Genomic DNA, 26,346 nt, shown 5'->3' with positions numbered 1-26,346 from the left:
AGGTTAATTAACACTAACCTCTTTTTTTGGCTCGATATTTGAAAATCTTATTTTATTTGCTATTTTGCAATACTGATTAATAGATAATGATGACTGAACTAAAGAGACTTTTCGATTTTCCGTATTACCAACTGGAAAATAACCCTACCGATGCCGCTTTGGTAACCAAATACAATGGCGAATGGGTAAAAACATCAACTCAAGAATATATAAATAAGGCTAACGCTATTAGTAGAGCTTTGTTAAGACTTGGCGTTAATAAAAACGATAAAATTGCTGTAATTTCATCTACAAATCGTACCGAATGGAATATTATGGATATTGGTGTGCTACAATTAGGTGCGCAAAATATTCCTATTTATCCAACTATTTGTGCGGAAGATTACGAGTATGTTTTAAATCATAGTGAGTCCATTTATTGTTTTGTTTCAGATGAAGAAGTTCTAGAAAAAGTCAATAAAGTAAAAGCAAACACCAAATTAAAAGAGGTGTATTCTTTTGATCATATTGAAGGTTGTAAGCATTATTCCGAATTATTTGAATTAGGTAAAGACGAAAGCAATCAACCCGAAGTAGAAGCTAGAAAAAACGATGTAAAATCGGATGATTTAGCAACTATTATTTATACGTCTGGAACCACCGGAAAACCCAAGGGTGTTATGCTATCGCATTGGAACATTACCAGTAATGCCTTAGATAGTTTTCCTAGGTTACCGTTAAATCCAAATCAAAACAGAGTTTTAAGCTTCTTACCTATTTGTCATATTTTCGAACGCGTCTTAATTTATATTTATCAATATGCTGGTTTGTCTATTTATTTCGCCGAAGCCATCGATAAAATTGGAGATAACGCCAAAGAAATAAAACCAAACCTTATGAGTGTGGTTCCACGTTTACTTGAAAAAGTATACGATAAAATTATGGCTAAAGCCGCAGAACTTTCTGGTATTAAGAAGGCTCTATTTTTCTGGGCTGTAAAATTAGGTGAACAATGGGAACCTTACAACAAGAATGGAGCTTGGTATGAGTTTCAATTAAAAATTGCCAATAAATTAATTTTTAGCAAATGGCGAGAAGCTTTAGGAGGCGAATTGCACACCATGGTTTCTGGTAGTGCGGCATTGCAACCGCGCTTATCACGAATTTTCTGCGCCGCGGGCATGCATGTTATGGAAGGTTACGGATTAACAGAAACCTCGCCCGTAATTGGTGTTGGCATGTATCGTGATAAAAGTTTTAAAATAGGAACTGTTGGCAAACCAATTCGTAACGTTGAAGTTAAAATAGCCGACGACGGCGAAATCCTTATTAAAGGCCCAAATGTTATGATGGGTTATTATAAAGATGACGAAAAAACGGCTAGTGTTATGACTGGCGACTACTTCCACACTGGAGATAAAGGCGAACTGGATTCCGAAGGTTTCTTAAAAATCACTGGTCGTAAAAAGGAAATGTTTAAAACTTCTGGTGGTAAATACATTATTCCTACTTTACTTGAAAACGACTTGAAACAATCGCGTTTTATTGAACAAATTATGGTTATTGGGGAAGGCGAAAAAATGCCAGCAGCTTTAATACAACCAAATTTCGAGTTTATTAGAGATTGGATACAACGCAAACAAAAAAACGTAGGTTTATCTGAAAAAGAAATTGCTACATCTGATATTATTCACGAAAGAATTCAACAAGAAGTTGATGCTTGCAATGCTAAATTTGGACGTTGGGAACAAATAAAAAAGTTTGAGTTGACACCTGATATTTGGTCAATTGATGGTGGACATTTAACGCCAACAATGAAAATTAAACGCGCAGTGGTTAAAGAAAAATACAACAACTTAGTTGAAAAAATTTACCGTTCTTAACACATACCGCAATTTAACCTCGCTTATTTTATTAATTTCATTATTTTTTATTACTTTTATTATCAACCAACTAACTAGATGCTAAAATTTATGCTCTTGTAAATTGTTAAATTATTATTTTAACGTTAGTAACCCTATTAACGTTTTATGTTAAACTTTCGTAATTTCTTTAAAACTTAATAAAAGTATTTCTGTTTAAACCTAAACCATACTTTTATTTTGAAAAAATTTATAATTTAACATTAATTTACTATGCATGCATAATATTTTTTCTATCTTTGATAATATATTAAACTATGAAAGACAAAACCATCGACTACATCCTTCGTACTACGTGGCTTACGGTTCAGAAAATGTATAATGAAGAAGCTGCCAAATTTGAAAGTACGATGGCCACAGGCTTTACTTTATTAAGTATAGACCCCGAAAAAGGCACACCCTCAACAGCTCTTGGCCCAAAAATGGGAATGGAAGCCACAAGTCTTTCACGTATTTTAAAAAAAATGGAAGAAAAAGGGCTTATAGAAAGAAATCCGAATCCTGATGACGGTCGTGGTGTTATTATATCCCTAACCGAATTTGGACTTGAAAAACGTAACTACTCCAAAGAAAAAGTACTCACGTTTAACGACACTATTAGAAAAAGCGTTTCAGAAGAAAAACTAAAACATTTTTTTGAAGTAACAGAAACCATAAACGAACTCGTTTCAAATAAAAAAATATATAATCAAGATAAATAACAACGTAACTAAATGAGCAAACGAATTATTAATAAAGTAGCAGTTATTGGATCCGGAATTATGGGTAGCGGTATTGCTTGCCACTTTGCCAATATTGGTGTGGAAGTATTACTCTTAGACATTGTTCCGCGCGACCTTACCGATGCTGAAAAAGCTAAAGGTTTAACGCTAGAAGACAAAGTGGTTAGAAACCGTTTGGTAAACACCTCGTTACAAACCGCTTTAAAATCGAAACCATCACCTATTTATCACCAAAGTTTTGCAAGCAGAATCTCTACAGGTAATTTAGAAGATGATATTACTAAAGTTGCCGATGTAGATTGGATTATTGAGGTAGTAGTAGAACGCTTAGATATTAAAAAGAAAGTGTTTGAAAATCTTGATAAGCACCGCAAACCTGGAACCCTAATTACCTCAAACACTTCCGGTATTCCTATTAAGTTTATGAGCGAAGGTAGAAGCGATGATTTTCAAGCGCATTTCTGCGGAACCCACTTTTTCAATCCAGCGCGCTACTTAAAATTATTCGAAATTATTCCTGGGCCAAAAACCTCTCAAGATGTACTTGATTTCTTAAACGGTTATGGCGAACAATTCCTCGGAAAAACTTCAGTAATAGCTAAAGACACACCTGCTTTTATTGGAAACCGTATTGGAATTTTTGGCATTCAATCGTTATTTCATCAAGTGAAAGATTTAGGTTTAACTATTGAAGAAGTTGATAAATTAACAGGACCTGTTATTGGCAGACCAAAATCGGCAACCTTCAGAACTGTTGATGTGGTTGGATTAGATACTTTGGTACATGTTGCCAACGGTATTTACGATAATTGTCCTGATGATGAAGCTCACGACCTGTTTAAACTACCAGATTTCATCAACACTATGATGGAAAACAAGTGGTTAGGCAGTAAAACTGGTCAAGGATTTTACAAAAAAGTAAAAGGCGATAATGGTAAAAGCGAAATTTTATCCTTAGACCTCGACACGTTAGAATATAGATCAAAAAAATCAGCAAAATTTGCCACTTTAGAACTTACTAAATCGGTAGATAAGGTTATAAACCGTTTTCCTATTTTAGTAGGCGGTAAAGACAAAGCTGGCGATTTTTACAGAAAAAACTTCGCGGCAATGTTTGCTTATGTGTCGCACCGTGTACCCGAAATAACCGACGAATTTTACAAGATTGATGATGCTATGAAAGCTGGTTTTGGTTGGGAACATGGTCCGTTTCAAATCTGGGATGCTATAGGCGTAGAAAAAGGTTTAGAAATAATGAAAGCTGAAGGCAAAGAACCTGCTTCGTGGGTTACAGAAATGTTGGCTTCTGGAAGTAAATCATTCTACACCGTAAAAGATGGTGCTTCATATTTTTACGACATCCCTTCAAAAACACAAACAAAAGTTCCTGGTCAAGATGCATTTATCATTTTAGATAACATCAGAAAATCGAAAGAAGTATTCAAAAATTCTGGTGTTGTTATAGAAGATTTAGGCGATGGCATATTAAACTGCGAATTCCAAAGTAAAATGAACACCATTGGTGGCGATGTACTTGCAGGGTTAAATAAGGCTGTTGATTTGGCCGAAAAAGATTTCCAAGGATTAGTTATTGGTAATCAAGCTGCAAATTTCTCTGTTGGTGCCAATATTGGTATGATTTTCATGATGGCTGTAGAGCAAGAATATGATGAGTTGAACATGGCTATTAAATACTTTCAAGATACCATGATGCGCATGCGCTACTCCTCTATTCCAACGGTGGCTGCCCCACATGGTATGACACTTGGTGGTGGTTGCGAATTATCGCTTCACGCAGATAAAGTTGTGGCTGCTGCCGAAACTTACATCGGACTTGTAGAATTTGGTGTTGGTGTAATTCCTGGTGGCGGTGGCTCTAAAGAAATGGCTTTACGTGCTTCAGATTTATTCCATAAAGGCGATGTAAAACTCAACGTGCTTCAGGAATATTTCTTAACTATTGGTATGGCGAAAGTATCTACTTCTGCCTACGAAGCTTTCGATTTGGGCGTACTTCAAAAAGGAAAAGATGTTGTCGTGGTAAATAAAGACCGCCAAATAGCAACGGCCAAAGCCTATGCCAAATTAATGGCAGAACAAGGTTACACCCAACCTATAAAACGTAAAGATGTAAAAGTTTTAGGTAAGCAAGCTTTAGGTATGTTTTTAGTAGGTACCGATTCTATGGAAGCCAGTAACTACATAAGCGAACACGATCAAAAAATTGCCAATAAACTAGCTTACGTTATGGCCGGTGGCGATTTAAGTGAACCAACCGCAGTAAGCGAACAATACTTATTAGATCTAGAACGCGAAGCCTTTTTAAGTCTTTGTACCGAACGCAAAACGCTAGAGCGTATTCAGCACATGCTTAAAACAGGAAAACCTTTAAGAAACTAAGAAAAATGAAAACAGCATATATAGTAAAAGCATATAGAACCGCCGTTGGTAAAGCACCAAAGGGATTGTTCCGCTTTAAAAGAACCGATGAATTGGCAGCAGAAACCATTAAACACATGATGAAAGAACTGCCTAATTTAGACCCAAAACGCATCGACGATGTTATCGTGGGTAACGCCATGCCTGAAGGTGCTCAAGGCTTAAATATGGCTCGTTTAATTTCCTTAATGGGATTAGATATTGTTGATGTGCCAGGTGTTACCGTAAACCGCTTTTGTTCCTCAGGGATTGAAACCATTGGTATGGCAACAGCAAAAATTCAAGCAGGAATGGCCGATTGTATTATCGCCGGTGGTGCAGAGAGTATGAGTTCGGTACCAATGACGGGCTTTAAACCAGAATTAAACTACGATACCGTAAAAGCTGGTCACGAAGATTATTATTGGGGCATGGGAAATACAGCTGAGGCTGTTGCAAACCAGTTTAAAGTCTCTCGTGAAGACCAAGATGAGTTTGCATATAACTCTCACATGAAAGCACTTAAAGCACAAGCCGAAGACCGTTTTCAAGATCAAATTGTTCCTATTTCAGTTGAACAAACTTACATTGACGTCAACGGTAAAAAAGCAACAAAAACCTATACGGTTAATAAAGATGAAGGCCCAAGAAAAGGGACTAATTTAGAAGCTTTAGCTAAACTTCGTCCTGTTTTCGCTCAAGGCGGAAGTGTCACTGCCGGAAACTCATCGCAAATGAGTGACGGTGCCGCTTTTGTAATGGTAATGAGCGAAGATATGGTTAACGAATTAGGCTTAAAACCTATAGCCAGATTAGTGAGTTATGCCGCTGCGGGTGTAGAGCCACGAATTATGGGTATAGGTCCTGTAAAAGCAATTCCTAAAGCCTTATCTCAAGCCAACTTAAAACAAAACGACTTAGAACTTATAGAACTTAACGAAGCTTTCGCATCGCAGTCTATTGCCGTGATTCGCGAGCTGGGGTTAAATCCAGATTTGGTAAATGTAAACGGTGGTGCCATTGCTCTTGGTCACCCGCTGGGTTGTACAGGAACTAAATTATCCGTGCAGTTATTTGATGAAATGCGCAAACGTAATATGGTTGGTAAATACGGAGCCGTAACCATGTGTGTTGGTACAGGACAAGGTGCCTGCGGAATTTTTGAATTTTTAAACTAATACTAAACTTTATAAAAATATTAATATGGCAGATATAGAAAAAGACATACTTCGTGGCGGACAATTCTTAGTTAAAGAAATTGATTGCGAAGATATTTTTACCCCAGAAGATTTTAACGAAGAACAGCTGATGATGAAAGAAGCTGTTACCGAATTTGTTGACAGAGAAATTTGGCCTAAAAAACCTCAATTTGAAAAGAAAGATTATGCACTTACTGAAGATGTAATGCGTAAAGCAGGAGAACTTGGGTTTTTAGGTATTTCGGTACCAGAAGAATATGGTGGCATGGGTATGGGCTTTGTTTCTACCATGCTCGTTTGCGATTATATTTCTGGAGCAACAGGTTCTTTTAGTACCGCCTTTGGTGCGCATACAGGTATTGGCACCATGCCAATTACACTTTATGGTACCGAAGAACAGAAGAAAAAATACGTACCTAAATTAGCTTCAGGTGAATGGTTTGGTTCATACTGTTTAACCGAGCCAAGTGCCGGTAGTGACGCTAATTCTGGTAAAACAAAGGCTATTTTATCCGAAGACGGAAAATCATATAAAATTACAGGACAGAAAATGTGGATTTCAAACGCAGGTTTCTGTAGTTTAATGATTGTTTTTGCACGTATTGAAGACGATAAATACATCACTGGGTTTATTGTTGAGTACGACCCGAACAATCCTAACGGAATTACTTTAGGAGAAGAAGAGCATAAACTAGGAATTCGCGCGTCTTCAACACGTCAAGTCTTTTTTAATGACACCGTTGTTCCTGCCGAAAATATGCTTTCAACACGCGGTAACGGCTTTAAAATTGCCATGAACGCACTTAACGTTGGTAGAATAAAACTAGCTGCGGCATGTTTAGATGCCCAACGTCGTACTATCTCAGAATCGGTTAAATATGCGAACGAACGTATTCAGTTTAAAACACCTATTTCTAGCTTTGGTGCTATCCGCCAAAAAATTGCTGAAATGGCAACAAACTGTTGGGTTGGCGAATCGGCAAGTTATCGTGCTGCTAAAAATATCGAAGACCGCATTGAAATTCGTAAGAGTGAAGGCAAAGACACACACCAAGAAGCAGAACTCAAAGGTGTTGAAGAATATGCCATTGAATGTTCTATCTTAAAAGTAGCCGTTTCAGAACATACTCAAAAATGTACCGACGAAGGCATTCAAATCTTTGGAGGTATGGGCTTTTCAGAGGAAACTCCTATTGAATCAGCTTGGAGAGATGCACGTATTGCAAGAATTTATGAGGGTACCAACGAAATTAACCGTATGTTAAGTATTGGTATGCTTATTAAAAAAGCTATGCGTGGTCATGTAGATGTATTAACACCTGCCATGGCAGTTAAAGATGAGTTGATGGGTATTCCATCTTTTGATACTCCAGATTATTCAGAATTATTTTCTGAAGAAAAAAGTATCATTAAAAACTTAAAAAAGTTATTTTTAATGGTTTCTGGAGCAGCGTTAGAGAAATATGGCGAGAAAATGGAAAGTCAGCAACAGCTTATGCTAGCCGCTTCAGATATTTTAATCCAAATTTATTTAGCAGAATCAGCTATTTTACGCGCTGAAAAACTGGCTAAAAAAGAAGGCGAAGATAAAGTTAAAGAACAAATAGCTATGGCTAAATTAAACCTTTTCCACGCTATCGATGTTATTGAAACTGCGGGTAAACACTCGATTATTTCGTTCTCTTCTGGAGATGAACAACGTATGATGTTAATGGGCTTAAAACGTTACATTAAATATGTAAACATGCCTAACATAATTGAACTAAGAAATATTATTGCTAATAAAGTAATAAGCGAAAATAAATACTGCTTTTAATATTGAAAGTAGTTTTTGAGTGACTAATTCAAATTTTTAAAACGTCCTGAGGTAATTCTTAGGACGTTTTTATTTTAATTACCTTTAAATAAAATTTAAAGTGTTTTAAAATATAATTCTCAATTATGAAATACCTAAAACTAATAGCTGCACTACTTTTAACAACAACCTTTACTGGACAAACAAACCCTAAAATTTACGATATCATTGATGCCGTTTCAGCAAAACGTATAGAAAACGACATTCGAACTTTAGTTAATTTTGGTACTCGAAACACTTTCAGTGATACTGTTTCAAACACTCGAGGTATTGGCGCTGCAAGACGTTGGATAAAAAAAGAATTCGAAACCATCTCTAAAACTTGTAATAATTGTCTCGATGTATTTTATCAAAAGGATTTTGTTTCGAAAGCTGGCAACAGACGTGTTCCCCATGATGCTTGGGTGGTTAATGTAGTAGCTATTCAAAAAGGCACAAAATACCCAAACCGATATATTATTATGAGTGGTGATATTGATTCTCGCGCAAGCGACACTATGGATTTCACTGCAGATGCTCCAGGAGCAAACGATAACGCTTCCGGAATGGCAGGAACAATTGAAGCTGCCAGAGTTTTAAGTCAGTATACTTTTGAAAACAGCATCATTTACGTAGGACTTTCTGGTGAAGAACAAGGGCTTTTTGGTGGTGCAGGTTTAGCCAAATATGCAAAGGACAATAATTGGGACATTATTGGCATTTTTAATAACGACATGATTGGAAATATTAAAGGTGTTGATGGATTTATCGATAACAAATCATTTAGAATTTTCTCTGAACCTGTACCTCCAACCGAAACTGAAAAAGAACGCAATATGCGTCGTTTTTACGGTGGTGAAGTTGATGGTATTTCCAGACAATTAGCACGTTATGTGCATAAAAATGTAAAAACATACATGCCAGACATGAACCCTATGATGATTTATAGGTTAGATCGTTTTGGTCGTGGCGGGCATCATCGTCCGTTTAACGATTTAGGATTTGCTGGTATTAGAATTATGGAAGCGCACGAAAACTACACCCAACAGCATCAAGATATTCGCGAAGAAAACGGTATAAAATACGGCGATGTTATAGAACATGTAAACTTCGATTACGCAAAAAAACTCACTGCAGTTAACACTATTAATTTGGCTAGTTTAGCATGGGCACCACCTCAACCTAAAAGTGTTGCTATTGGTGGCATTGTAGAAGCATCAGTAAAACTTAAATGGGACAACGTTGAAGGCGCAAAAGGTTACAAAATTTATTGGCGAGACACCACCTCTCCTACTTGGAATTACAGTCGCTATGTGGGTGATGTAACCGAATTTACTTTAAATGGTATTGTTATTGATAACTATTTATTTGGAGTAGCAGCCGTTGGAGAAAACGGTACGGAAAGCGTTGTGGTTTTTCCAAATGGTATTTTCCGAAAATAACTGGATAATATTTAACAAATCTTTATAATCCTTTTTAGCTAATTTAGTCAAAAATTTAAACTCATACAGATGAAACACCTTTATCTATTATTAACACTCTCATTATTCTTATCCATCGCATCGGTAAACGCACAAGGATTAATGTCTGAAAAAACACATTTCACACATCAAGATACTTTACGCGGTACCATAACTCCAGAACGCTCGTGGTGGGATCTAACCTATTATCACTTAGATATTAAGGTAAATCCAGATGAAAAATATATTTCTGGAAAAAACACCATTCAGTATAAAGTGTTAGAAAACAATAACGTCATGCAAATCGATTTGCAAGCACCGTTAGAGCTTACTTATGCCATTCAAAATAACGACACGTTACCAATAAAGCATGATGGCAACGCGCATTTTATCACCTTAAAAAACAATCAAGAAATTGGTAGTATTCAAAGTTTAGAGGTGTTTTACAAAGGTCATCCAAAAGAAGCAGTTCGCGCACCATGGGACGGGGGTTTTTCTTGGAAAAAAGACGATAACGGCAATCATTTTATAGCCACATCTTGTCAAGGTTTAGGTGCTAGCGTTTGGTGGCCTTGTAAAGACCATATGTACGACGAGGTAGATAGTATGCTTATTAGTGTAAACGTACCGTCAAAACTTATGAATATCTCAAACGGAAGACTGAGAAAAGTAGAACAAATTGGTGATACAAAAACCTACTCGTGGTACGTTGATAACCCTATTAACAATTATGGTGTTAACGTAAATATTGGTGATTACGCACATTTCCATGAAGTCTTTGATGGTATGGCAGGAAACTTAGATATGGATTATTATGTTTTAAAAGATAATCTTGAAAAAGCCAAAGAACATTTTAAAGACGCTCCTAAGATGATGAAAGCGTTCGAACATTGGTTTGGACAATATCCGTTTTACAAAGACGGTTATAAACTAGTTGAAGTACCTTATTTAGGCATGGAGCATCAAAGTTCTGTAACCTACGGCAACAAATACATGAACGGTTATTTAGGTCGTGATTTATCGGGAACTGGCTGGGGATTAAAATTCGATTTTATTATAATTCACGAATCTGGGCATGAGTGGTTTGCCAATAACATCACTTACATTGACATTGCAGATATGTGGATTCACGAAAGCTTCACAAACTATTCGGAGAACTTATTTGTAGAATATTATTACGGAAAAGAAGCTGGAGCTGATTACGTAATTGGTACAAGAAAAGATATTAATAACGACCGACCAATCATTGGTTTTTACGATGTAAACAAAGAAGGTTCTGGCGACATGTACCCAAAAGGTGGTAATATGCTTCACACTTTAAGACAATTAATTGAAGATGATGAAAAATGGCGTCAAATATTACGTAAAATGAACGTGACGTTTTATCACCAAACTGTTTCAACCAAACAAATTGAGGACTTTTTGAGTGAAGAATCTGGAATTGATTTAACCGAATTTTTCAACCAATATTTAAGAGATATTCGTATTCCAAAACTAGAATATAGTATAAAAGGAAAAACCTTAAAATATCGTTACACCAACGTTGTTGAAAATTTCGATATGCCTATTCAAGTAGAAATTGATGATAAATCGCAATGGATTCAACCGAATGCAAATTGGCAAACACTTGAGCTTGATGCAAAAAATCCTAAGTTTGAAGTTGACAGAGATTTTTACATTGAATCTGAAAACATATAATGCCAGAAAACGAAGCGCTTTATTTTAAAACTGACACCGAATGGCGGGCGTGGTTGCATAACAATCACGCCGTTTCAAACGGTGTTTATCTTATATTTTATAAAGTAACCCACGACGCCAAATCGATGCGTTGGGAAGAAGCCGTAAAAGTAGCGCTTTGTTATGGTTGGATAGATTCTACAGTAAAAAGTTTAGGCGATGGTAAACGCAGGCAATACTTTTCGCCTCGAAATCCCAAAAGCGTTTGGAGCGCGGTAAATAAACGTTACATTAATGATTTAATTGCTGAAGATTTAATGCACGAAAGCGGCCTAAAAACCATTGAAATTGCTAAAGAAAATAAAAGTTGGTTTGCTTTAGATGATGTTGAAAATGGTATAATCCCCCAAGATTTGCAAACGGCATTTAATAAAAATGCTCAAGCGTATGCCAATTATAACAATTTTGCACCATCATATCGCAAAAGTTATTTATACTGGCTAAATCAAGCAAAACGAGACACTACAAGACAAAAACGTATTGCAGAAATTATTAAACTTTGTGCAAACAACATAAAATCTAGAGGGAATTGGTAGCCCAAATTATTCTACAAGTTTTAAAGCTTCAGAATTTTCTATTTTAATTTTTTTACCTTCAGTTGCTATTAAGCCTTCTTTTTTAAATTGAGACAATAACCGAATAGCCGATTCTGTTGCGGTGCCTACTATATTAGCATAATCTTCGCGAGTTAAAACAATATTTAAAAAGCCATTAATATCTTCGCCAAAGTTCTCTCTTAAATACAGTAAAGTTTCAGCTAAACGCTGTTTTACAGTTTTTTGTGCCATATCTACAATAATATTCTCAGATAACTTTAACTCATCGGCCATACTCTTTAACATATCCATCGAAAAATTAATGTTTCGACTTAAATTGTGCACAATTTCCTGTTTAGGAATAAAACAAACCTCCATATCGTTAGCGGCTACAGCGGTTAAATTTGCCACCTCATTCGATACCAAAGATCTTTGCCCAAGTAAATCTCCTTTTATTACTAGCCTAACAATTTGTTCCTTCCCGTTTGGACTTAACTTTGTTAATTTACAAATGCCTTCGCGAATACAAAATACGCCATTTATATTTTCACCTTCTTCAAAAATTACAGCGCCCTTTTTTATAACTTTTGATGTTTTACAACTTGTTATTCGTACTAAATCTTCTTTATGCAGTGATTTTAAGGCATTAAATTGCCTAATTATACATTGCTCACATTTGCTCATACCTTTTTATTTATGTGATTAAAATGTTAATAATGAATACCTAATTTTAATGCAACACTAAAAAAGGAACATCTTTATAATAACTTATTTCTTTTGCTAATGGATGAAATAAAATATGCTGAAAATAATTGAGATTTTTCCCAAGCATGGTAATTAAAGTAACGCCTTTATCGTTGACAAAATCTTGAATGGCATGCTCTATTTTTGTGTGAGTTAAAAAATGAAAACTATGTGAGTTTTCAGAAAAATAGTCTTCTAAATACTCAATATTTATGCGTTGGTTTTCATTTAACACTAAATCTCGTTTACTAATGTGCAGAAACTCAATCTCAGCATGATTCTTTTTAATAATATCGGCAAGCGGTTGTAATGTATTAACATTATAAAAAATTGAAAAATCTGTTGGAAAGGCAATCTTTTTGGGCGTTACAAATTTTGCGTTTTCTGGCACTACTAGCGTAGTACAATTTACTTTAGTAATTACATTTCCTGCATTTGTACCAACAGTGCGCTCGGTACAACCCGAAACACCTTTAGTCCCCATTACAATAACATCTATTTTATTTAAAAGTACTTGCTGCCTTATGGCCTTTATTAACGAATCACTATCGGATATAGTAACAAACCTATGCAATAAATTTTTACCAAAATTTTCTTGTATGCGTTTTATTGTATTTTGAAGTAATAATTGCGAAGGTTTTGATGCTACTTTAGTTGCTGATGACTGCTGGGTTAAAGGCACATTGTTATATACTTCATATTCATTTTCTGCGCTAACATGTAAAATAAAAAAATTACAAGCCTCTTTACCATATAAATTAATAGCATAAACTATGGCATTCCATGCATTTTCGGAAAAATCTGTTGGTATTAAAATATGCTTCGTCTTCACGCTATTATTTTTTTACAAAAGTAAGCGTGAAGGCTTTTTTAAAATATGACCAAAATCATTATTTAAATGCTTTGGTATTTTTTAAGTGACTTGATGCAGTTTATTTTCGTCGAGTACTTTTATATTTCTGCCTTCAATTTCAATAAGTCCTAAATCTTTAAAACTCGATAAGGTTCTAATTAAACTTTCTTGTGCAACACCAGCAACACTTGCCAAATCGTTTCTTGACACACGAATAATATCGTTGGGTTTTCGGTTTATTTTTTCGGCAAACTTAAGCAATGTTTTGGCTGTGCGTCGTTTTACAGAGCTGTAAGCCATTTGTAGTAATTGATCTTTTACGTCAGTAATATTGTCGGTTAGTAATTGAATGAGCTCTAAAGTAACTTTGTGATTGCTATCTAAAACATCTTCTAAAGTTTGTTTTGACAATGCGACTAACTCTGAATCTTGCATCGCCGTAGCCGTTTCTTGATAAGGCGTGGTTTGGTTTATAGAGTTGTAACCAAATAAATCATCTTCTTTATATAAAGCAGTTGTTAAATATTTACCTTGTTCATCTAGTTTATTGCATTTTACTAAACCTCGCGAAATCAAAAACACCTTATTAGAGTGTTGACCTTCCTCATAAATTACATCGCCTTTTTTATAGCTTTCCTCATCACCATTATCTTCAAAAAAATTTTTCAAATCGTTTAACGAGCGTAAATCATCTTCATTATTTTCTGAATTACTATATTGTTCGCGTTCATCTTTTAAAATAGCCGCTTTTGCAATACGACTATGTATTGCGCTTAAAAGTTCGTCTTCCTCAAAAGGTTTGGTTATGTAATCGTCGGCTCCTAAATCCATTCCTCTTCTAACGTCTTTGCGCTCAGTTTTTGCTGAAAGAAAAATAAACGGAATGTATTTTGTGTCTTCTACACCCGATAAGTCTTTTAAAACACCATAACCATCTAGTTCTGGCATCATAATATCGCAAACCACAATGTCTGGTAATTCTGTTTTAGCTTTAGTTACACCAACTCTACCGTTGGGTGCTGTAATTACATTAAAATTTGAAAGTTCTAGTAACTCTGCTGTATTTTCTCTTAAAACGGCGTCGTCTTCTATTAATAAAACTTTTTTCATTGTTTGGCTTCGTTTGGTAATGTGAATGTAAATTTGCTTCCTTTATCTTGTTCGCTTGTAAAACTTATAGCGCCTCCTAAATTCTCTAAATGACTTTTAACTATATTTAAGCCAATGCCCGTACCTTGCGTAAGTAGTGCATTTTCTGCCCTAAAATAGCGTTTAAATATATTTTTTTGTTCTTCTACTGGTATGCCTATGCCATTATCTTTTACCTCAAAAGTGGTATTTACAGCATCTTGCTTTACGGTTATGTCTACAATGGTGTTTTCTGGCGAGTATTTTATGGCATTATTAACCAAGTTTGAAAGTGCCAATTCAAGTGTTTTTTCATCTTGAAACATAGAAAAATCGTCGATATTTTCAGGGTAATTTATAATTTGTCCTTCTTTTAATAGCATATTGGCGTTATAAATAACTTCGTTAACAACTTTGCTTATTTTAAAAGATGTGAAATTATATTTAATCTTACCCGTTTCTAGTTTTTCAATAGATAAAAAATCATTTAAAATATTATTGAGATAATGTACTTTATCGCTTATTGTTTTTATGTGTTTATCGCGTTTTTCCTGCTGCTCAGAAAGTTTGTATTTAGCCAACAACATGGTGGAGGTTAAAATACCACTTAAAGGTGTTTTAAACTCGTGCGAAACCAGCGATAAGAATTTAGTTTTTAATTCGTTTAATTCTTTTTCTTTCTTTAATGCTTTTATGGTTTCGTCTTGAGCTTCTTTTAATTGATTTACAGTAATACTTAAAGTTTTTGTACGTTCTTCAACCTTTTTTTCTAGCTCGTCGTTAAGCTCTTTTAGTTTGTTTTCTTGCTCTTTTCGTACGGTAATATCAATTACCATAGCCATAACAAACGACTCTCCTTCTACTTCCAAAGGATTTAAACCAATCTCTAAAGGAAACGTAGAACCATCCTTACGAGCACCATATAAATCACGACCGTGTCCCATTTGGCGCTTCTCTTTATTATCCATGAATTTTGACACATACGTACTATGATTTTTATGAAACCTATGCGGAATTAAAACCTCTATAGACTGATTTATTAATTCGTCTTTTTCATAACCAAAAAGTTGTAAAACGGATTGGTTTACTTCTACAATTTTTTGGCTAGTGTTTACCACAATAACACCTTCACTAACGGCATCGAAAAGTACACTAAAGGTATCATTATTAACTCCTGTCATTGTTTTATAAATATTTAAAAAATCTAATAAAGCGATATGTTTTTGTATTGTAATACGCTTTGGTTTCGTGTAAAATTAATGAAACCATGATAAATATCATATTTAATTCTCTGCTAACTTCTAACCTTTGCTGCAGGTATTTTACGAGCAATTAAAATGAAAACAAACGCATGCTACCACTGTGGTTTAAATGCTACAGATGCACCTATAATTTTTGATAACAAAGCCTTTTGTTGCAATGGCTGCAAAACCGTTTACGAGATTTTCTCCGAAAACGATTTAACCTGTTATTACGATTTACAACAAGCACCAGGAGCTACCCCAAAAGAAATTCAAGGCAAATACGATTTCCTGGCGGATGACGCTATAATTGAAAAGCTCACCGAATTTAATGATGGTAAACACCAAATTGCAACCTTAACCATTCCGCATATTCATTGTAGTTCTTGCATCTGGATTTTAGAAAACCTCAACAAACTCAATGCAAATATTACGGCTTCACAGGTAAATTTTGGAAAAAAGACCGTAAGAATAACTTATAAAACTGAAGCTTTTTCATTAAAAGAAGCGGTACTTTTATTAAGTAAAATTGGTTACGAACCCTATATTTCTCTTGAAGATTTCAACACTGGAAAAAACAAAGTAAACCGCAGCTTAATTTATAAACTTGGTGTGGCTGGTTTTGCCTTTGGAAATGTGATGTTTTTATCATTTCCAGAGTATTTTGAGGTTAACGAGTTCTGGTTAGAGCAGTACAAACCTGTGTTTCGTTGGCTGATGTTTACATTTTCGCTGCCAGTAGTTTTTTATGCCGCTCAAGATTATTTTGTTTCAGCTTATAAAGGTTTAAAGGCGAAACTTTTAAATATAGATATTCCTATAGCACTTGGTATTTTAGTGTTGTTTTTAAGAAGTACAGCCGAAATTATTCTAGATCTAGGCACAGGCTTTTTCGACAGCTTAACAGGTTTGGTTTTCTTCCTATTACTTGGGAAATATTTTCAGCAACGCACCTACAATTTCTTATCGTTTGAGCGCGATTACAAATCGTATTTCCCTATTGCTGTAACTAAAATTTTAAACGGCATTGAAACTCCAATTCAGGTTTACGATATTAAAAAAGGCGACCGATTATTAATTAGAAACGAAGAGTTAATTCCTGTTGATGGCATTTTAATTAACGGAAACGCTAATATAGATTACAGTTTTGTTACAGGTGAATCTGAAGCTGTTAAAAAATCATCTGGCGATAAACTTTTTGCTGGTGGCAAACAAACCTCTGGAAGCATTGAAATGGAAGCTTTAAATGCAGTTGAACAAAGTTACCTGACTCAACTTTGGAGCAACGATGTGTTTAACAAAAACAAAGAAGACGGCTTTACAACCTTAACCAATACGATAAGCAAACGTTTTACTATTGCTGTGTTAAGCATTGCTTTTTTAGCTACAATATACTGGCTGTTTGTCGATTCTAGCAAAGCTTTAAACGTTTTTACATCAGTGTTAATTATTGCTTGCCCCTGTGCTATTGCGCTTTCTGCTCCTTTTACTTTAGGGAATTTGTTACGCATTTTTGGAAAATTGAAATTCTATTTAAAAAACGCTTCGGTCATTGAACAGTTGGCAAAAATAGACACCATTATTTTTGACAAAACAGGCACAATTACTTCCAACCAAAAAAGTAAAACAGCATATCAAGGCGAAACCCTTACGGAAGATGAAACCACTATTTTAAGCAGTACGCTTAGACATTCCAACCATCCGTTAAGCCGATCATTATACAACTTGCTTCAGCAAAACAACATTATAACTTTAAATCATTTTGAAGAACATTTGGGTGAAGGTATTTATGGAGAAAGTAACAATCAATCAGTTAAAATAGGTTCTGCAAAATATGTTGGACAACCTCAACCTGAAACCGAATTGAGCACTGCGGTTCATATTAGTTCAAACAATATTTACAAAGGAAAATTCACCTTTTACAATGCATACCGAAAAGGCATTTCAAAACTGTTTAACAAACTAAAAAAAGACTACGATTTAGCGATACTTTCGGGTGACAATGCAAGTGAATTAAATAATCTAAAAAAATTACTCCCAAGCAAAACCAAACTTATTTTCAATCAAAAACCAAACGATAAGCTAGAATACATTAAGCATCATCAAAACAACGGCGCTCAAGTACTCATGGTTGGTGATGGTTTAAACGATGCTGGTGCTTTAGCACAGAGTAATGTTGGCATTGCTATTTCAGAAAACATTAATGTGTTCTCGCCTGCATGTGATGCCATTTTAGACGCTTCAAAATTCAATCAATTATACAACTATATAAAAGCTTCAAAAGGAGCTATTAAAATTATAAAATGGAGTTTTGTGTTCTCCTTTTTCTACAATGCTATTGGTTTATACTTTGCCATCACGGGTCAACTTATGCCTGTAATTGCAGCTATTTTAATGCCATTAAGCTCCATTAGCATTGTTGTATTCACAACGATTGCCACCAATATTTTAGGTCGAAAATTAAAATGAAAAACTTTATGAAACATGACAAATATCATCTTTTAAAAAAAGATGTCAGTGTAATTTTGAACCATAACTTCAAGTAGGTATGAGTGTTATTTATGTATTACTAACCATTAGCGTCATCATTGCTATTGTCTTTTTTGTGGGCTTTATAAAAGCTGTAAAATCGGGACAATACGACGACGATTATACTCCATCGGTACGCATGCTTTTTGAAGACGAACTGGTTAAAACCAAACCTAACAAAACCATTAATAAAACTAAAGTTTAATTAACTATTATGGAAGTACAACAATTTTATTACGACAACAAGATTGTTAAAAAATTCTTACTCGCCACCATGCTTTGGGGTGTTGTAGGCATGCTAGTAGGCTTACTATTAGCCTTTATGTTCTTGTTCCCTAACCTAACCGACGGCATTTCGTGGTTAAGCTTTGGTCGCTTAAGACCTTTGCATACCAACGCCGTTATTTTTGCCTTTGTGGGTAACGCCATTTTTGCAGGTGTGTATTACTCGTCTCAACGTTTACTAAAAGCCAGAATGTTTAGCGATGTGTTAAGTAATATTAACTTTTGGGGCTGGCAATTAATTATTGTTGGTGCCGCTATTACACTTCCGTTAGGTTTTACAACTAGTAAAGAATACGCCGAATTAGAATGGCCTTTCGATATTGCCATTGCTGCTGTTTGGGTGGTTTTTGGTTGGAATTTAATAGGAACCATTTTAAAAAGAAGACAGCGTCACATGTATGTTGCTATTTGGTTTTACCTCGGCACTTTTGTTACTGTTGCAGTGCTTCATATTTTTAATAGTTTAGAATTGCCAATTAGCGGATTAAAAAGTTACTCCGTTTACGCTGGTGTTCAAGATGCTTTGGTGCAATGGTGGTATGGGCATAATGCCGTAGCATTCTTTTTAACCACGCCATTTTTAGGGTTAATGTACTATTTTGTTCCAAAGGCGGCAGACAGACCTATTTACTCTTATCGTTTATCCATTGTACACTTTTGGTCTTTAATATTTATTTATATCTGGGCAGGCCCACATCATTTATTATACACAGCCTTACCAGAATGGGCTCAAAATTTAGGGGTAGCATTTTCTGTAATGTTATTAATGCCTTCCTGGGGAGGTATGATAAACGGATTATTAACCTTACGTGGCGCTTGGGATAAAGTACGCACCGATCCTGTTTTAAAATTTATGGTGGTTGCCATTACAGGTTATGGTATGGCTACTTTTGAAGGCCCCATGCTTTCGCTTAAAAACGTAAACGCTATTGCGCACTTTACCGATTGGGTTATCGCCCACGTACATGTTGGCGCTTTAGCTTGGAATGGCTTTTTAGCTTTTGGTATGATTTACTGGTTAATTCCCAGATTATTTAAAACTAAATTATACTCTACAAAATTAGCCAACTTGCATTTCTGGATGGGTACTTTAGGCATCATTATTTATGCATTACCCATGTATGTTGCCGGATTTACACAAGCCAGTATGTGGAAACAATTTAATCCTGATGGCACTTTAGTTTACGGTAACTTTTTAGAAACTGTTTCTGAAATTATTCCAATGTATTGGATGCGTGCCATTGGCGGTTCGCTATACATTATCGGTATGTTTGTTTTAGCTTACAACGTTATTGTTACCATGAAAAAAGGTAGCCAAGTAACCGATGAATTGGCTGAAGCACCCGCACTTCAACGTGTTTCAAAAAGACGTATTTCGGGTGAAACCTTCCATACTTGGTTAGAGCGTAAACCGGTACAGTTAACCATTTTAGCAACCATAACCATTTTAATTGGTGGTATTATTCAAATTATACCAACTATTATGGTAGAATCTAACATCCCAACAATTGCTAGCGTAAAACCTTATACACCTTTAGAGCTTGAAGGACGTGATATTTACATTCGCGAAGGTTGTGTTAGTTGTCATTCTCAAATGGTTCGTCCGTTTAGAAGTGAGGTTGAGCGCTATGGCGATTACAGTAAAGCGGGAGAATTTGTTTACGACCATCCATTCCTATGGGGAAGTAAACGTACAGGACCAGATTTACATCGCGTAGGCGGAAAATACTCCGATAACTGGCATCTTAACCACATGTACGATCCGCAAAGTACCTCATCGGGTTCTATCATGCCGGCGTATCAATGGTTAATTAGAAATGAGCTAGACAAATCGATGACCGAAAGCAAAATGGAAGCCATGGTAAAACTAGGCGTGCCATATACCAAAGACGATATTGCGAATGCTCAAAAAAGCATGCTAGAACAAGGTACGCAGATAGAACAAAACTTATATACCGATCCTGATTTTGCCGAAACTTACGAAGCCGACAAAAAAGCTGGCGGAAACGCCTTTGTTGAAATGCGAAACCGCGAAATAACTGCGCTAATTGCCTACCTACAACGTTTAGGAACCGACATTAAGGTACAAGAATTAGAAGAAAATCTAACCACATTAAACCCATAAGTTATGTTGAAGTTTGTAAAAAATCATATGGAAAGCATTACGGGTATAGAAATATATCCGCTAATCTCCTTACTTATATTTTTCATCTTTTTTGTTGCCCTATTTTGGTGGGTAATCACCGCAAAAAAGGACTATATAAACACTGTTAGCCAATTACCATTAGATAAAAAACCTAGCCAATTATGAAACAGTATATTCCCTCTTGGATTCGAGTTCCGGTAGCCTTCTTTTTAATTGCCGCTTTCGCGGAATATGTTATAGACTCAGGCGACAAACCAGCGTTTATAGAATATCCTTTGTTATCATTATTCTTAGTTTTAGTGTTGCTTATTTTAATTGCTATTGAAGGCATTGTAAGCGCCATGAAAAACTTAGTCTATCAAAGTTTAGATGAAGAAGCCAAAGCGCGATTTGATGCTCAAACAGCAAAACCATCTAAGTTTATCTGTTGGATTAAAAACACCTACAAAAAACTTTTGGGCTCCAAACCTATTGAAGAAGAACATGAAATAATTCTGGACCATAATTACGACGGTATTCGTGAATTAGATAATTCGTTACCACCGTGGTGGATTTACAGTTTTTACATTTCAATCGTCTTTGCGGCCATTTATCTTTTAAAATATCATGTCTTTAATGGTGAAGGACAATTTGATGAACTTGAGCAAGAATATGCCGAAGCCAGAATTGCCATTGAAGAATACAAGAAAACCGCTAAAGATTTAGTTGATTTTAATACCGTTGAATTACTTACCGATGCTTCAGATTTAAGTAAGGGTAAGAAAATTTTCGATGGCAATTGTGTTGCTTGTCATAAAGCAGATGGCGGAGGCGGTATTGGTCCAAACCTTACCGATGAATATTGGATTTTAGGCGGAGGCATTAAAAATGTATTCAAAACCGTGTCTGAAGGTGGTCGAGATGGTAAAGGTATGATTGCTTGGAAACAAAATTTAAAACCATCAGAAATTGCGCAAGTTGCAAGCTATGTTTTAAGTTTTCAAGGCACAACTCCAGCCGAACCTAAAGCGCCTCAAGGCGACCTTTGGGTTGCAGAAAACACGACCGAAGCAACAACCGAACAATAACAAATTACAACGGTAAACCAAATTATTTCTGTGAGCCAACAAAATCAACATAACGAGAATTTTAGAGATTCTATTGGCACTATTACCAACGAAGGCAAGCGTGCTTGGGTTTACCCCAAAAAACCGAATGGGAGATTTTACGAAAAACGTAAAGTGGTTAGTTACGTTTTGCTTGCCTTCTTGTTTTTGGCGCCCTTTATAAAAATAAATGGCAATCAGTTTTTAATGTTTAACGTGCTTGAACGTCGTTTTAACATTTTCGGATTTCCGTTTTGGCCACAAGATTTTCATTTGTTTGTTGTTTCCATGATAATTGGTGTGGTATTTATCACGCTATTTACCGTAGGTTTTGGGCGTATTTTCTGCGGATGGATTTGTCCGCAAACCATATTTCTAGAAATGGTATTTCGACGTATTGAATATTGGATTGATGGCGACCGAAACAAACAACGCAAGCTCGACAACCAAAAATGGGATGCCGAAAAAATTAGAAAGCGCCTTTTAAAATGGTTTATCTTTTTAGTTATTTCATTTTTAATTGCCAACATATTTTTAGCCTACATTATTGGTAGCGATAAATTACTTGGCTATGTTGTTGATGGTCCTGCTTCACATTTAAGCACACTATTCCCGCTACTTATTTTTACTGCTGTATTTTATTTTGTGTTTGCTTGGTTTAGAGAGCAGGTTTGCATCATTGCTTGTCCTTACGGCAGATTACAAGGTGTGCTTTTAGACAATAAATCGATTGTTGTGGCCTACGACCATAAACGAGGTGAAGGTGAAAACGGACGAAAAAAGTTCAGAAAAAACGAAGACAGAACAACTTTAGGTCATGGCGATTGTATCGATTGTTTACAATGCGTAAACGTTTGCCCAACGGGTATTGATATTAGAAACGGCACACAACTAGAATGTGTTAACTGCACTGCTTGTATTGATGAATGCGACCATATTATGGAAAGTATCAATTTACCAAAAGGTTTAATTCGTTACGCGAGTGAAAATGAGATTGAAAAGAAAGAAAAATTCAAACTCACCTGCAGAATGAAAGGCTATATAGCCGTTTTAGTCATTTTAATTGGTATGCTTACCGGTATGTTGTTAATAAGAAACGATGTTGAGGCTAGAATTTTAAGATTACCAGGTCAGCTTTACGAGAAAAAAGAAAACAACATCATCAGCAATGTGTTTACTTATAAACTGATAAATAAAACCACAAAAGAAATTGACAACGTGAGTTTTAAACTTAGAAATTTTAAAGGTGATATAAAACTCGTTTCAACTACCGATGATTTTACGGTTCCTGAACAAGGTATTGCAGAAGGCACACTATTTATTGAATTAAAAAAGAACGCATTAAAAGGCGACAAAAACAAACTGATTATTGATGTGTACAGCCACGAAAAATGTATTGAAACCACTTCGGTTAACTTTTTAGGACCACGGAGTTATCATTGATACAGAATTTAAAATTTGAGTTAAATACTAACAATAACAAATAACATTATGAAAATAAATTGGGGTACCGGAATTGTAATAGCTTTTATAGGTTTTATAGGCTTTATCATGTTTTTTGTGATAACCATGAGCACAGATAACAAATACGATCACGATTTAGTAACCGAAGATTACTATAAACAGGAGTTAAATTTTCAGAAACACATAAACAGCGAAAGAAACTCGAAACAACTAAAACAAAACATTAGGTATCAAAAAACTGAAGCTGGATTACTTTTTAGTTTCCCAGAAGACTTTGATGCATCAAAAATAACAGGCACAGTGTTCCTTTACAGACCATCTAACAAACAGTTTGATTTTGACACTAAAATTTCATTATCAAACCACAAATTGCTCATACCTAAAACCCGTTTGCTAGATGGTCGCTGGAACATTACTATAGATTGGGAGTACAACAAAACACCGTATCGTTTTACTGAAGAAATTATTTATTAAGGATCTCGACTGCGCTCGATCTGACAAACAAACAAACAAACAAACAAACAAACATGCTTTGGTCTGCTTTTATATTAGGTTTATTAGGAAGTTTTCATTGCGTTGGCATGTGCGGTCCTATTGCATTTATGCTCCCAGTAGATAGAAGTAATTCGGTAAAAAAAATAACGCAAATAACCACTTACCATTTAGGCAGATTATTAGCTTATAGCCTTATTGGATTCGTTTTTGGTGTAATAGGTAAAAACCTATACCTTTTTGGGTTTCAGCAGCAATTATCTATTATTATTGGTGTTTTAATGATTATTACAGTGCTAATTCCTTATAAAGTCTTTAATAAATACAACCTATCAAAACCACTACATAAACTCATTTACAAAGTAAAAACGCAGCTTGGTTTGGCTTTAAAAAAGAAAACGGCCGACACCTTTTTAACCATTGGTTTCCTTAACGGATTTTTGCCTTGTGGTTTGGTTTATATGGCTGTTTTTGGCAGTTTGGTAAATAATAGTGTAACAGAAAGTATGCTGTATATGGCTCTTTTTGGTTTAGGTACTATGCCTTTAATGACTTCGGCAATTTATTTAGGTAAATTTTTAAATACCACTATAAAACAACGTATTCAAAAAGCCATTCCTGGTTTTGTTGTGCTTATTGGTTTCTTATTTGTTTTACGCGGTTTAGGATTAGGCATCCCGTATATCTCGCCTGCTCCTGTTAGGGAAATAGTTTCTAATAACTTGAGTTGTCATTGAGGTTATAATATCCAAAGACTAATTTTAGAAACCCTCTTATATTTTCTCAATCAGACTGAAAAATAACAACTAAATTCAACACAAAATAGTCGCTAATCATTTTTCGCTTTTTTGCATATTCCATTTATTAAGTTGATGGGATAAATTACTTGCCCTATAACCGTAATCAATAAAATTATTAGTATTATAAGTTCTAGGTTCTGATTAAATCTAAAATCAAGCAGTATGTTTTCGGCTTTTGGCTCTCGATATAATTGAGAAAGCATGAAAATAAGTATAATACCGCCAAAAGTTAGCCCGATGTGAATGTAATTTAGCCATTTGGATAGTTTTCTGTTGGTTTTGCGCATTATCCAATATCCAAATCCAATGATTCCAAAAAGTATAGCAGTAAGTTTTGATAAATGATAAAAAGAAATAACAAAATAGGTGTCGTGTACATTGATATTTAAAGAGGCATCTTCACTTAAAATTCCAACCAATAGTAGAACCGGAATAGCAATTAAAAAAATTAAATGTGGTTTATTACTTAGAAATTTCATTCTTCCATTTAAGTTTTATTGGTTTGGTTTATTTGTAGAACACTTTTCAACAATGAGTAGTTGCGTAATTTAGAACGTAACTTAGCAAGCCTAGATGCAGGCAGATACACATCAAGCTAAAAATCCTTGTGGGTTTTCAGAATTAGGGGCGAGAATAAGCAATTACTTATAGCCATCTTAAGTTTGAAATCTAATTAGTATTCTAACCAGAAAGAGCAAAAAGTTAGCATTAATAGCCGTAGTAAATAAATTAATTAAGCAGGCTTTTGCTATTGCAAAAAGCGGATTGCCATATCATGAAAATTATGTGTCAAAATTAAACTAAAAAAACTTGTTTTTAACTCAGTTCTTTGTTGGCAAACGTTTTTAATTTTCAATTACTTTTATCAAATCATCCCAAGTTAATAATTCTTCTGGTTTAAAATATCGAGGATCAAATTGCCTCACATTAGAATCATTTCTTTTTTTTCCGTTTCTTCCAGGTTCTGACAACCAAGTTCTGTGGCCGATGTATATATGATTCGCTAATACTTTTGAATGAACAATTATATATTCCGGTGGCATATTTATATCAGCGGGAATATTTACAAATACAAAATACTTTTTTTCAGAATATTCTGTTTCCGTTTTTTTTGATAAAATCCATTTCCGTTTGTTTTGAGTGCTTTTGACTTGAATAGAAATTAGTTTGTCACCATCCAAATTACTCACTAAAATATCAACTCCGTCAGAATTTCTTAAAGTTATTGCAGCTAAATATCCTCTTCTTGATAATTCAGCAGCAACGTAATATTCGCCAGCTATTCCTGATAATTGTTTATTTAATTTCAAGTTGTCAATATTTTAAATAACACTCGATTTCATTGATAGACTTCTAGTAGCTTTATGTCCTTTAGGTGTTGGAATTGATGGCAGTGCAACTGGAATGTCAAATTTTATAGTGCTGACGGTTTGATTTGAATTATCAGTTGAAGCTTGAGCTCCACCTGATAAAAAACCAGTTACAATTCCAATTCCAGCTTTTTCACCTTCTTTTTCAAGTGCGGTTACTCCAACATTAATTTCAATGTTTTGGACATATCTCCAACCATCCGTTCGCAAATATTTATCTCCATTTTGATTGGTAGCTAAGCCTGATGGATTAACTATCATATCAGTTCCATCAATTTCTTCTTGAGCTTCAATTATTCCTTGTGAAATTTGTGTTAGAGTTGTCTTTATGAATTCTTTTAATTCCATTGTAATTTTTTTTTGGTTGTAGTTCTGTCAAATGTCTAGTCCTGAAATATGGCT

At 35.0% G+C, this 26,346-nt stretch carries 23 protein-coding genes and 1 pseudogene; 17 read left to right on the top strand and 7 right to left on the bottom strand.

Annotated features, from left to right (window positions below; genetic code table 11):
* Positions 1-89: 89 nt before the first annotated feature.
* The 8 genes from PK35_RS05505 (at position 90) to PK35_RS05470 (ending at position 11,807) form a co-directional block, all read left to right on the top strand.
* Complete coding sequence (locus tag PK35_RS05505; protein WP_044625708.1) at positions 90-1,862, top strand: AMP-dependent synthetase/ligase; 1,773 nt, start codon at positions 90-92, stop codon at positions 1,860-1,862.
* Between the two features lie 296 nt (positions 1,863-2,158).
* Complete coding sequence (locus PK35_RS05500) at positions 2,159-2,602, top strand: MarR family winged helix-turn-helix transcriptional regulator (protein ID WP_044625707.1); 444 nt, start codon at positions 2,159-2,161, stop codon at positions 2,600-2,602.
* 12 nt (positions 2,603-2,614) lie between these two features.
* Positions 2,615-5,023, top strand: coding sequence for a 3-hydroxyacyl-CoA dehydrogenase/enoyl-CoA hydratase family protein (locus PK35_RS05495; RefSeq protein ID WP_044625706.1), 2,409 nt, complete (start codon positions 2,615-2,617; stop codon positions 5,021-5,023).
* 5 nt (positions 5,024-5,028) lie between these two features.
* Positions 5,029-6,219, top strand: coding sequence for an acetyl-CoA C-acyltransferase (locus tag PK35_RS05490; RefSeq protein ID WP_044625705.1), 1,191 nt, complete (start codon positions 5,029-5,031; stop codon positions 6,217-6,219).
* Between the two features lie 25 nt (positions 6,220-6,244).
* The gene (locus tag PK35_RS05485) at positions 6,245-8,056 is read left to right on the top strand and encodes an acyl-CoA dehydrogenase family protein (RefSeq protein WP_044625704.1); all 1,812 of its coding nucleotides are present in this window, start codon (positions 6,245-6,247) and stop codon (positions 8,054-8,056) included.
* A 125-nt stretch (positions 8,057-8,181) separates the two neighbouring features.
* Positions 8,182-9,516: a M28 family peptidase gene (locus PK35_RS05480; RefSeq protein WP_044625703.1), complete on the top strand. Its 1,335-nt coding sequence runs from the start codon at positions 8,182-8,184 to the stop codon at positions 9,514-9,516.
* Between the two features lie 69 nt (positions 9,517-9,585).
* Positions 9,586-11,232 carry a M1 family metallopeptidase gene (locus PK35_RS05475; protein WP_044625702.1) on the top strand — a complete coding sequence of 549 codons (1,647 nt, stop codon included), beginning with the start codon at positions 9,586-9,588 and terminating at the stop codon, positions 11,230-11,232.
* Positions 11,232-11,807: a YdeI/OmpD-associated family protein gene (locus tag PK35_RS05470; RefSeq protein WP_044625701.1), complete on the top strand. Its 576-nt coding sequence runs from the start codon at positions 11,232-11,234 to the stop codon at positions 11,805-11,807. The genes PK35_RS05475 and PK35_RS05470 overlap by 1 nt, the downstream gene beginning before the upstream one ends.
* A gap of 6 nt (positions 11,808-11,813) precedes the next feature.
* Here PK35_RS05470 and PK35_RS05465 read toward each other — a convergent pair whose 3' ends face one another.
* The 4 genes from PK35_RS05465 to PK35_RS05450 all read right to left on the bottom strand — a co-directional run bounded on the left by PK35_RS05465 (position 11,814) and on the right by PK35_RS05450 (position 15,713).
* Entirely contained in the window at positions 11,814-12,491 is a 678-nt protein-coding gene (locus tag PK35_RS05465) for a Crp/Fnr family transcriptional regulator (protein WP_044625700.1), read from the bottom strand.
* 46 nt (positions 12,492-12,537) lie between these two features.
* Positions 12,538-13,383: a universal stress protein gene (locus PK35_RS05460; RefSeq protein ID WP_044625699.1), complete on the bottom strand. Its 846-nt coding sequence runs from the start codon at positions 13,381-13,383 to the stop codon at positions 12,538-12,540.
* A gap of 81 nt (positions 13,384-13,464) precedes the next feature.
* Entirely contained in the window at positions 13,465-14,514 is a 1,050-nt protein-coding gene (locus tag PK35_RS05455) for a response regulator (protein WP_044625698.1), read from the bottom strand.
* Positions 14,511-15,713 carry a sensor histidine kinase gene (locus PK35_RS05450; RefSeq protein WP_044625697.1) on the bottom strand — a complete coding sequence of 401 codons (1,203 nt, stop codon included), beginning with the start codon at positions 15,711-15,713 and terminating at the stop codon, positions 14,511-14,513. Before PK35_RS05450 ends, PK35_RS05455 begins: the two co-directional genes overlap by 4 nt.
* Before the next feature lie 156 nt (positions 15,714-15,869).
* Between PK35_RS05450 and PK35_RS05445 the strand changes: the two genes are divergently transcribed.
* The 8 genes from PK35_RS05445 (at position 15,870) to PK35_RS05410 (ending at position 24,511) form a co-directional block, all read left to right on the top strand.
* On the top strand, positions 15,870-18,242 hold the full coding sequence (locus PK35_RS05445; RefSeq protein ID WP_044625696.1) for a heavy metal translocating P-type ATPase: 2,373 nt from the start codon (positions 15,870-15,872) through the stop codon (positions 18,240-18,242).
* A gap of 79 nt (positions 18,243-18,321) precedes the next feature.
* Complete coding sequence (gene ccoS, locus PK35_RS05440; protein ID WP_044625695.1) at positions 18,322-18,507, top strand: cbb3-type cytochrome oxidase assembly protein CcoS; 186 nt, start codon at positions 18,322-18,324, stop codon at positions 18,505-18,507.
* Between the two features lie 9 nt (positions 18,508-18,516).
* Complete coding sequence (gene ccoN, locus PK35_RS05435; protein ID WP_044625694.1) at positions 18,517-20,712, top strand: cytochrome-c oxidase, cbb3-type subunit I; 2,196 nt, start codon at positions 18,517-18,519, stop codon at positions 20,710-20,712.
* A 3-nt stretch (positions 20,713-20,715) separates the two neighbouring features.
* A complete protein-coding gene (locus PK35_RS17840) occupies positions 20,716-20,898 on the top strand; it encodes a cytochrome c oxidase subunit IV (RefSeq protein ID WP_044625693.1) in 183 nt (60 codons plus the stop codon).
* The gene (locus PK35_RS05425; RefSeq protein ID WP_044625692.1) at positions 20,895-21,800 is read left to right on the top strand and encodes a cbb3-type cytochrome c oxidase N-terminal domain-containing protein; all 906 of its coding nucleotides are present in this window, start codon (positions 20,895-20,897) and stop codon (positions 21,798-21,800) included. The genes PK35_RS17840 and PK35_RS05425 overlap by 4 nt, the downstream gene beginning before the upstream one ends.
* Before the next feature lie 30 nt (positions 21,801-21,830).
* Positions 21,831-23,261, top strand: a complete 1,431-nt coding sequence (gene ccoG, locus PK35_RS05420; protein ID WP_044625691.1) for a cytochrome c oxidase accessory protein CcoG — start codon at positions 21,831-21,833, stop codon at positions 23,259-23,261.
* Between the two features lie 48 nt (positions 23,262-23,309).
* A complete protein-coding gene (locus tag PK35_RS05415) occupies positions 23,310-23,756 on the top strand; it encodes a FixH family protein (RefSeq protein WP_044625690.1) in 447 nt (148 codons plus the stop codon).
* Positions 23,757-23,809: 53 nt separating this feature from the next.
* Positions 23,810-24,511 carry a sulfite exporter TauE/SafE family protein gene (locus tag PK35_RS05410; RefSeq protein ID WP_044625689.1) on the top strand — a complete coding sequence of 234 codons (702 nt, stop codon included), beginning with the start codon at positions 23,810-23,812 and terminating at the stop codon, positions 24,509-24,511.
* A 92-nt stretch (positions 24,512-24,603) separates the two neighbouring features.
* Here PK35_RS05410 and PK35_RS05405 read toward each other — a convergent pair whose 3' ends face one another.
* Positions 24,604-25,053, bottom strand: coding sequence for a cbb3-type cytochrome c oxidase subunit I (locus PK35_RS05405; protein ID WP_044625688.1), 450 nt, complete (start codon positions 25,051-25,053; stop codon positions 24,604-24,606).
* A 211-nt stretch (positions 25,054-25,264) separates the two neighbouring features.
* Here PK35_RS05405 and PK35_RS17505 point away from each other — a divergent pair.
* Positions 25,265-25,378: pseudogene (locus PK35_RS17505) on the top strand (IS110 family transposase); the annotation flags it as partial.
* A 41-nt stretch (positions 25,379-25,419) separates the two neighbouring features.
* Here the strand turns inward: PK35_RS17505 and PK35_RS05400 are convergent.
* Together PK35_RS05400 and PK35_RS05395 are read right to left on the bottom strand one after the other, a co-directional pair.
* The gene (locus tag PK35_RS05400; protein ID WP_052825892.1) at positions 25,420-25,884 is read right to left on the bottom strand and encodes a hypothetical protein; all 465 of its coding nucleotides are present in this window, start codon (positions 25,882-25,884) and stop codon (positions 25,420-25,422) included.
* Positions 25,885-25,896: 12 nt separating this feature from the next.
* Positions 25,897-26,292, bottom strand: a complete 396-nt coding sequence (locus PK35_RS05395) for a hypothetical protein (RefSeq protein ID WP_044625686.1) — start codon at positions 26,290-26,292, stop codon at positions 25,897-25,899.
* Positions 26,293-26,346 lie beyond the last annotated feature (54 nt).

The organism is Neotamlana nanhaiensis (genome assembly GCF_000943555.1).
Lineage (GTDB): Bacteria > Bacteroidota > Bacteroidia > Flavobacteriales > Flavobacteriaceae > Neotamlana > Neotamlana nanhaiensis.
This window is presented reverse-complemented; position numbering and strand designations above follow the sequence as displayed.

Excerpts from the sequence above, each read along its gene's own strand:
- PK35_RS05455 (WP_044625698.1), bottom strand. The coding sequence starts at position 14,514 with ATGAAAAAAGTTTTATTAATAGAAGACGACGCCGTTTTAAGAGAAAAT.
- PK35_RS05395 (WP_044625686.1), bottom strand. The coding sequence starts at position 26,292 with ATGGAATTAAAAGAATTCATAAAGACAACTCTAACACAAATTTCACAA.
- PK35_RS05405 (WP_044625688.1), bottom strand. The coding sequence starts at position 25,053 with ATGAAATTTCTAAGTAATAAACCACATTTAATTTTTTTAATTGCTATT.
- PK35_RS05480 (WP_044625703.1), top strand. The coding sequence starts at position 8,182 with ATGAAATACCTAAAACTAATAGCTGCACTACTTTTAACAACAACCTTT.
- PK35_RS05500 (WP_044625707.1), top strand. The coding sequence starts at position 2,159 with ATGAAAGACAAAACCATCGACTACATCCTTCGTACTACGTGGCTTACG.
- PK35_RS05445 (WP_044625696.1), top strand. The coding sequence starts at position 15,870 with ATGAAAACAAACGCATGCTACCACTGTGGTTTAAATGCTACAGATGCA.
- ccoN (WP_044625694.1), top strand. The coding sequence starts at position 18,517 with ATGGAAGTACAACAATTTTATTACGACAACAAGATTGTTAAAAAATTC.
- PK35_RS05450 (WP_044625697.1), bottom strand. The coding sequence starts at position 15,713 with ATGACAGGAGTTAATAATGATACCTTTAGTGTACTTTTCGATGCCGTT.
- PK35_RS05470 (WP_044625701.1), top strand. The coding sequence starts at position 11,232 with ATGCCAGAAAACGAAGCGCTTTATTTTAAAACTGACACCGAATGGCGG.
- PK35_RS05475 (WP_044625702.1), top strand. The coding sequence starts at position 9,586 with ATGAAACACCTTTATCTATTATTAACACTCTCATTATTCTTATCCATC.
- PK35_RS05490 (WP_044625705.1), top strand. The coding sequence starts at position 5,029 with ATGAAAACAGCATATATAGTAAAAGCATATAGAACCGCCGTTGGTAAA.
- PK35_RS05425 (WP_044625692.1), top strand. The coding sequence starts at position 20,895 with ATGAAACAGTATATTCCCTCTTGGATTCGAGTTCCGGTAGCCTTCTTT.
- PK35_RS17840 (WP_044625693.1), top strand. The coding sequence starts at position 20,716 with ATGTTGAAGTTTGTAAAAAATCATATGGAAAGCATTACGGGTATAGAA.
- PK35_RS05495 (WP_044625706.1), top strand. The coding sequence starts at position 2,615 with ATGAGCAAACGAATTATTAATAAAGTAGCAGTTATTGGATCCGGAATT.
- ccoS (WP_044625695.1), top strand. The coding sequence starts at position 18,322 with ATGAGTGTTATTTATGTATTACTAACCATTAGCGTCATCATTGCTATT.
- PK35_RS05410 (WP_044625689.1), top strand. The coding sequence starts at position 23,810 with ATGCTTTGGTCTGCTTTTATATTAGGTTTATTAGGAAGTTTTCATTGC.
- PK35_RS05505 (WP_044625708.1), top strand. The coding sequence starts at position 90 with ATGACTGAACTAAAGAGACTTTTCGATTTTCCGTATTACCAACTGGAA.
- PK35_RS05415 (WP_044625690.1), top strand. The coding sequence starts at position 23,310 with ATGAAAATAAATTGGGGTACCGGAATTGTAATAGCTTTTATAGGTTTT.
- PK35_RS05465 (WP_044625700.1), bottom strand. The coding sequence starts at position 12,491 with ATGAGCAAATGTGAGCAATGTATAATTAGGCAATTTAATGCCTTAAAA.
- PK35_RS05485 (WP_044625704.1), top strand. The coding sequence starts at position 6,245 with ATGGCAGATATAGAAAAAGACATACTTCGTGGCGGACAATTCTTAGTT.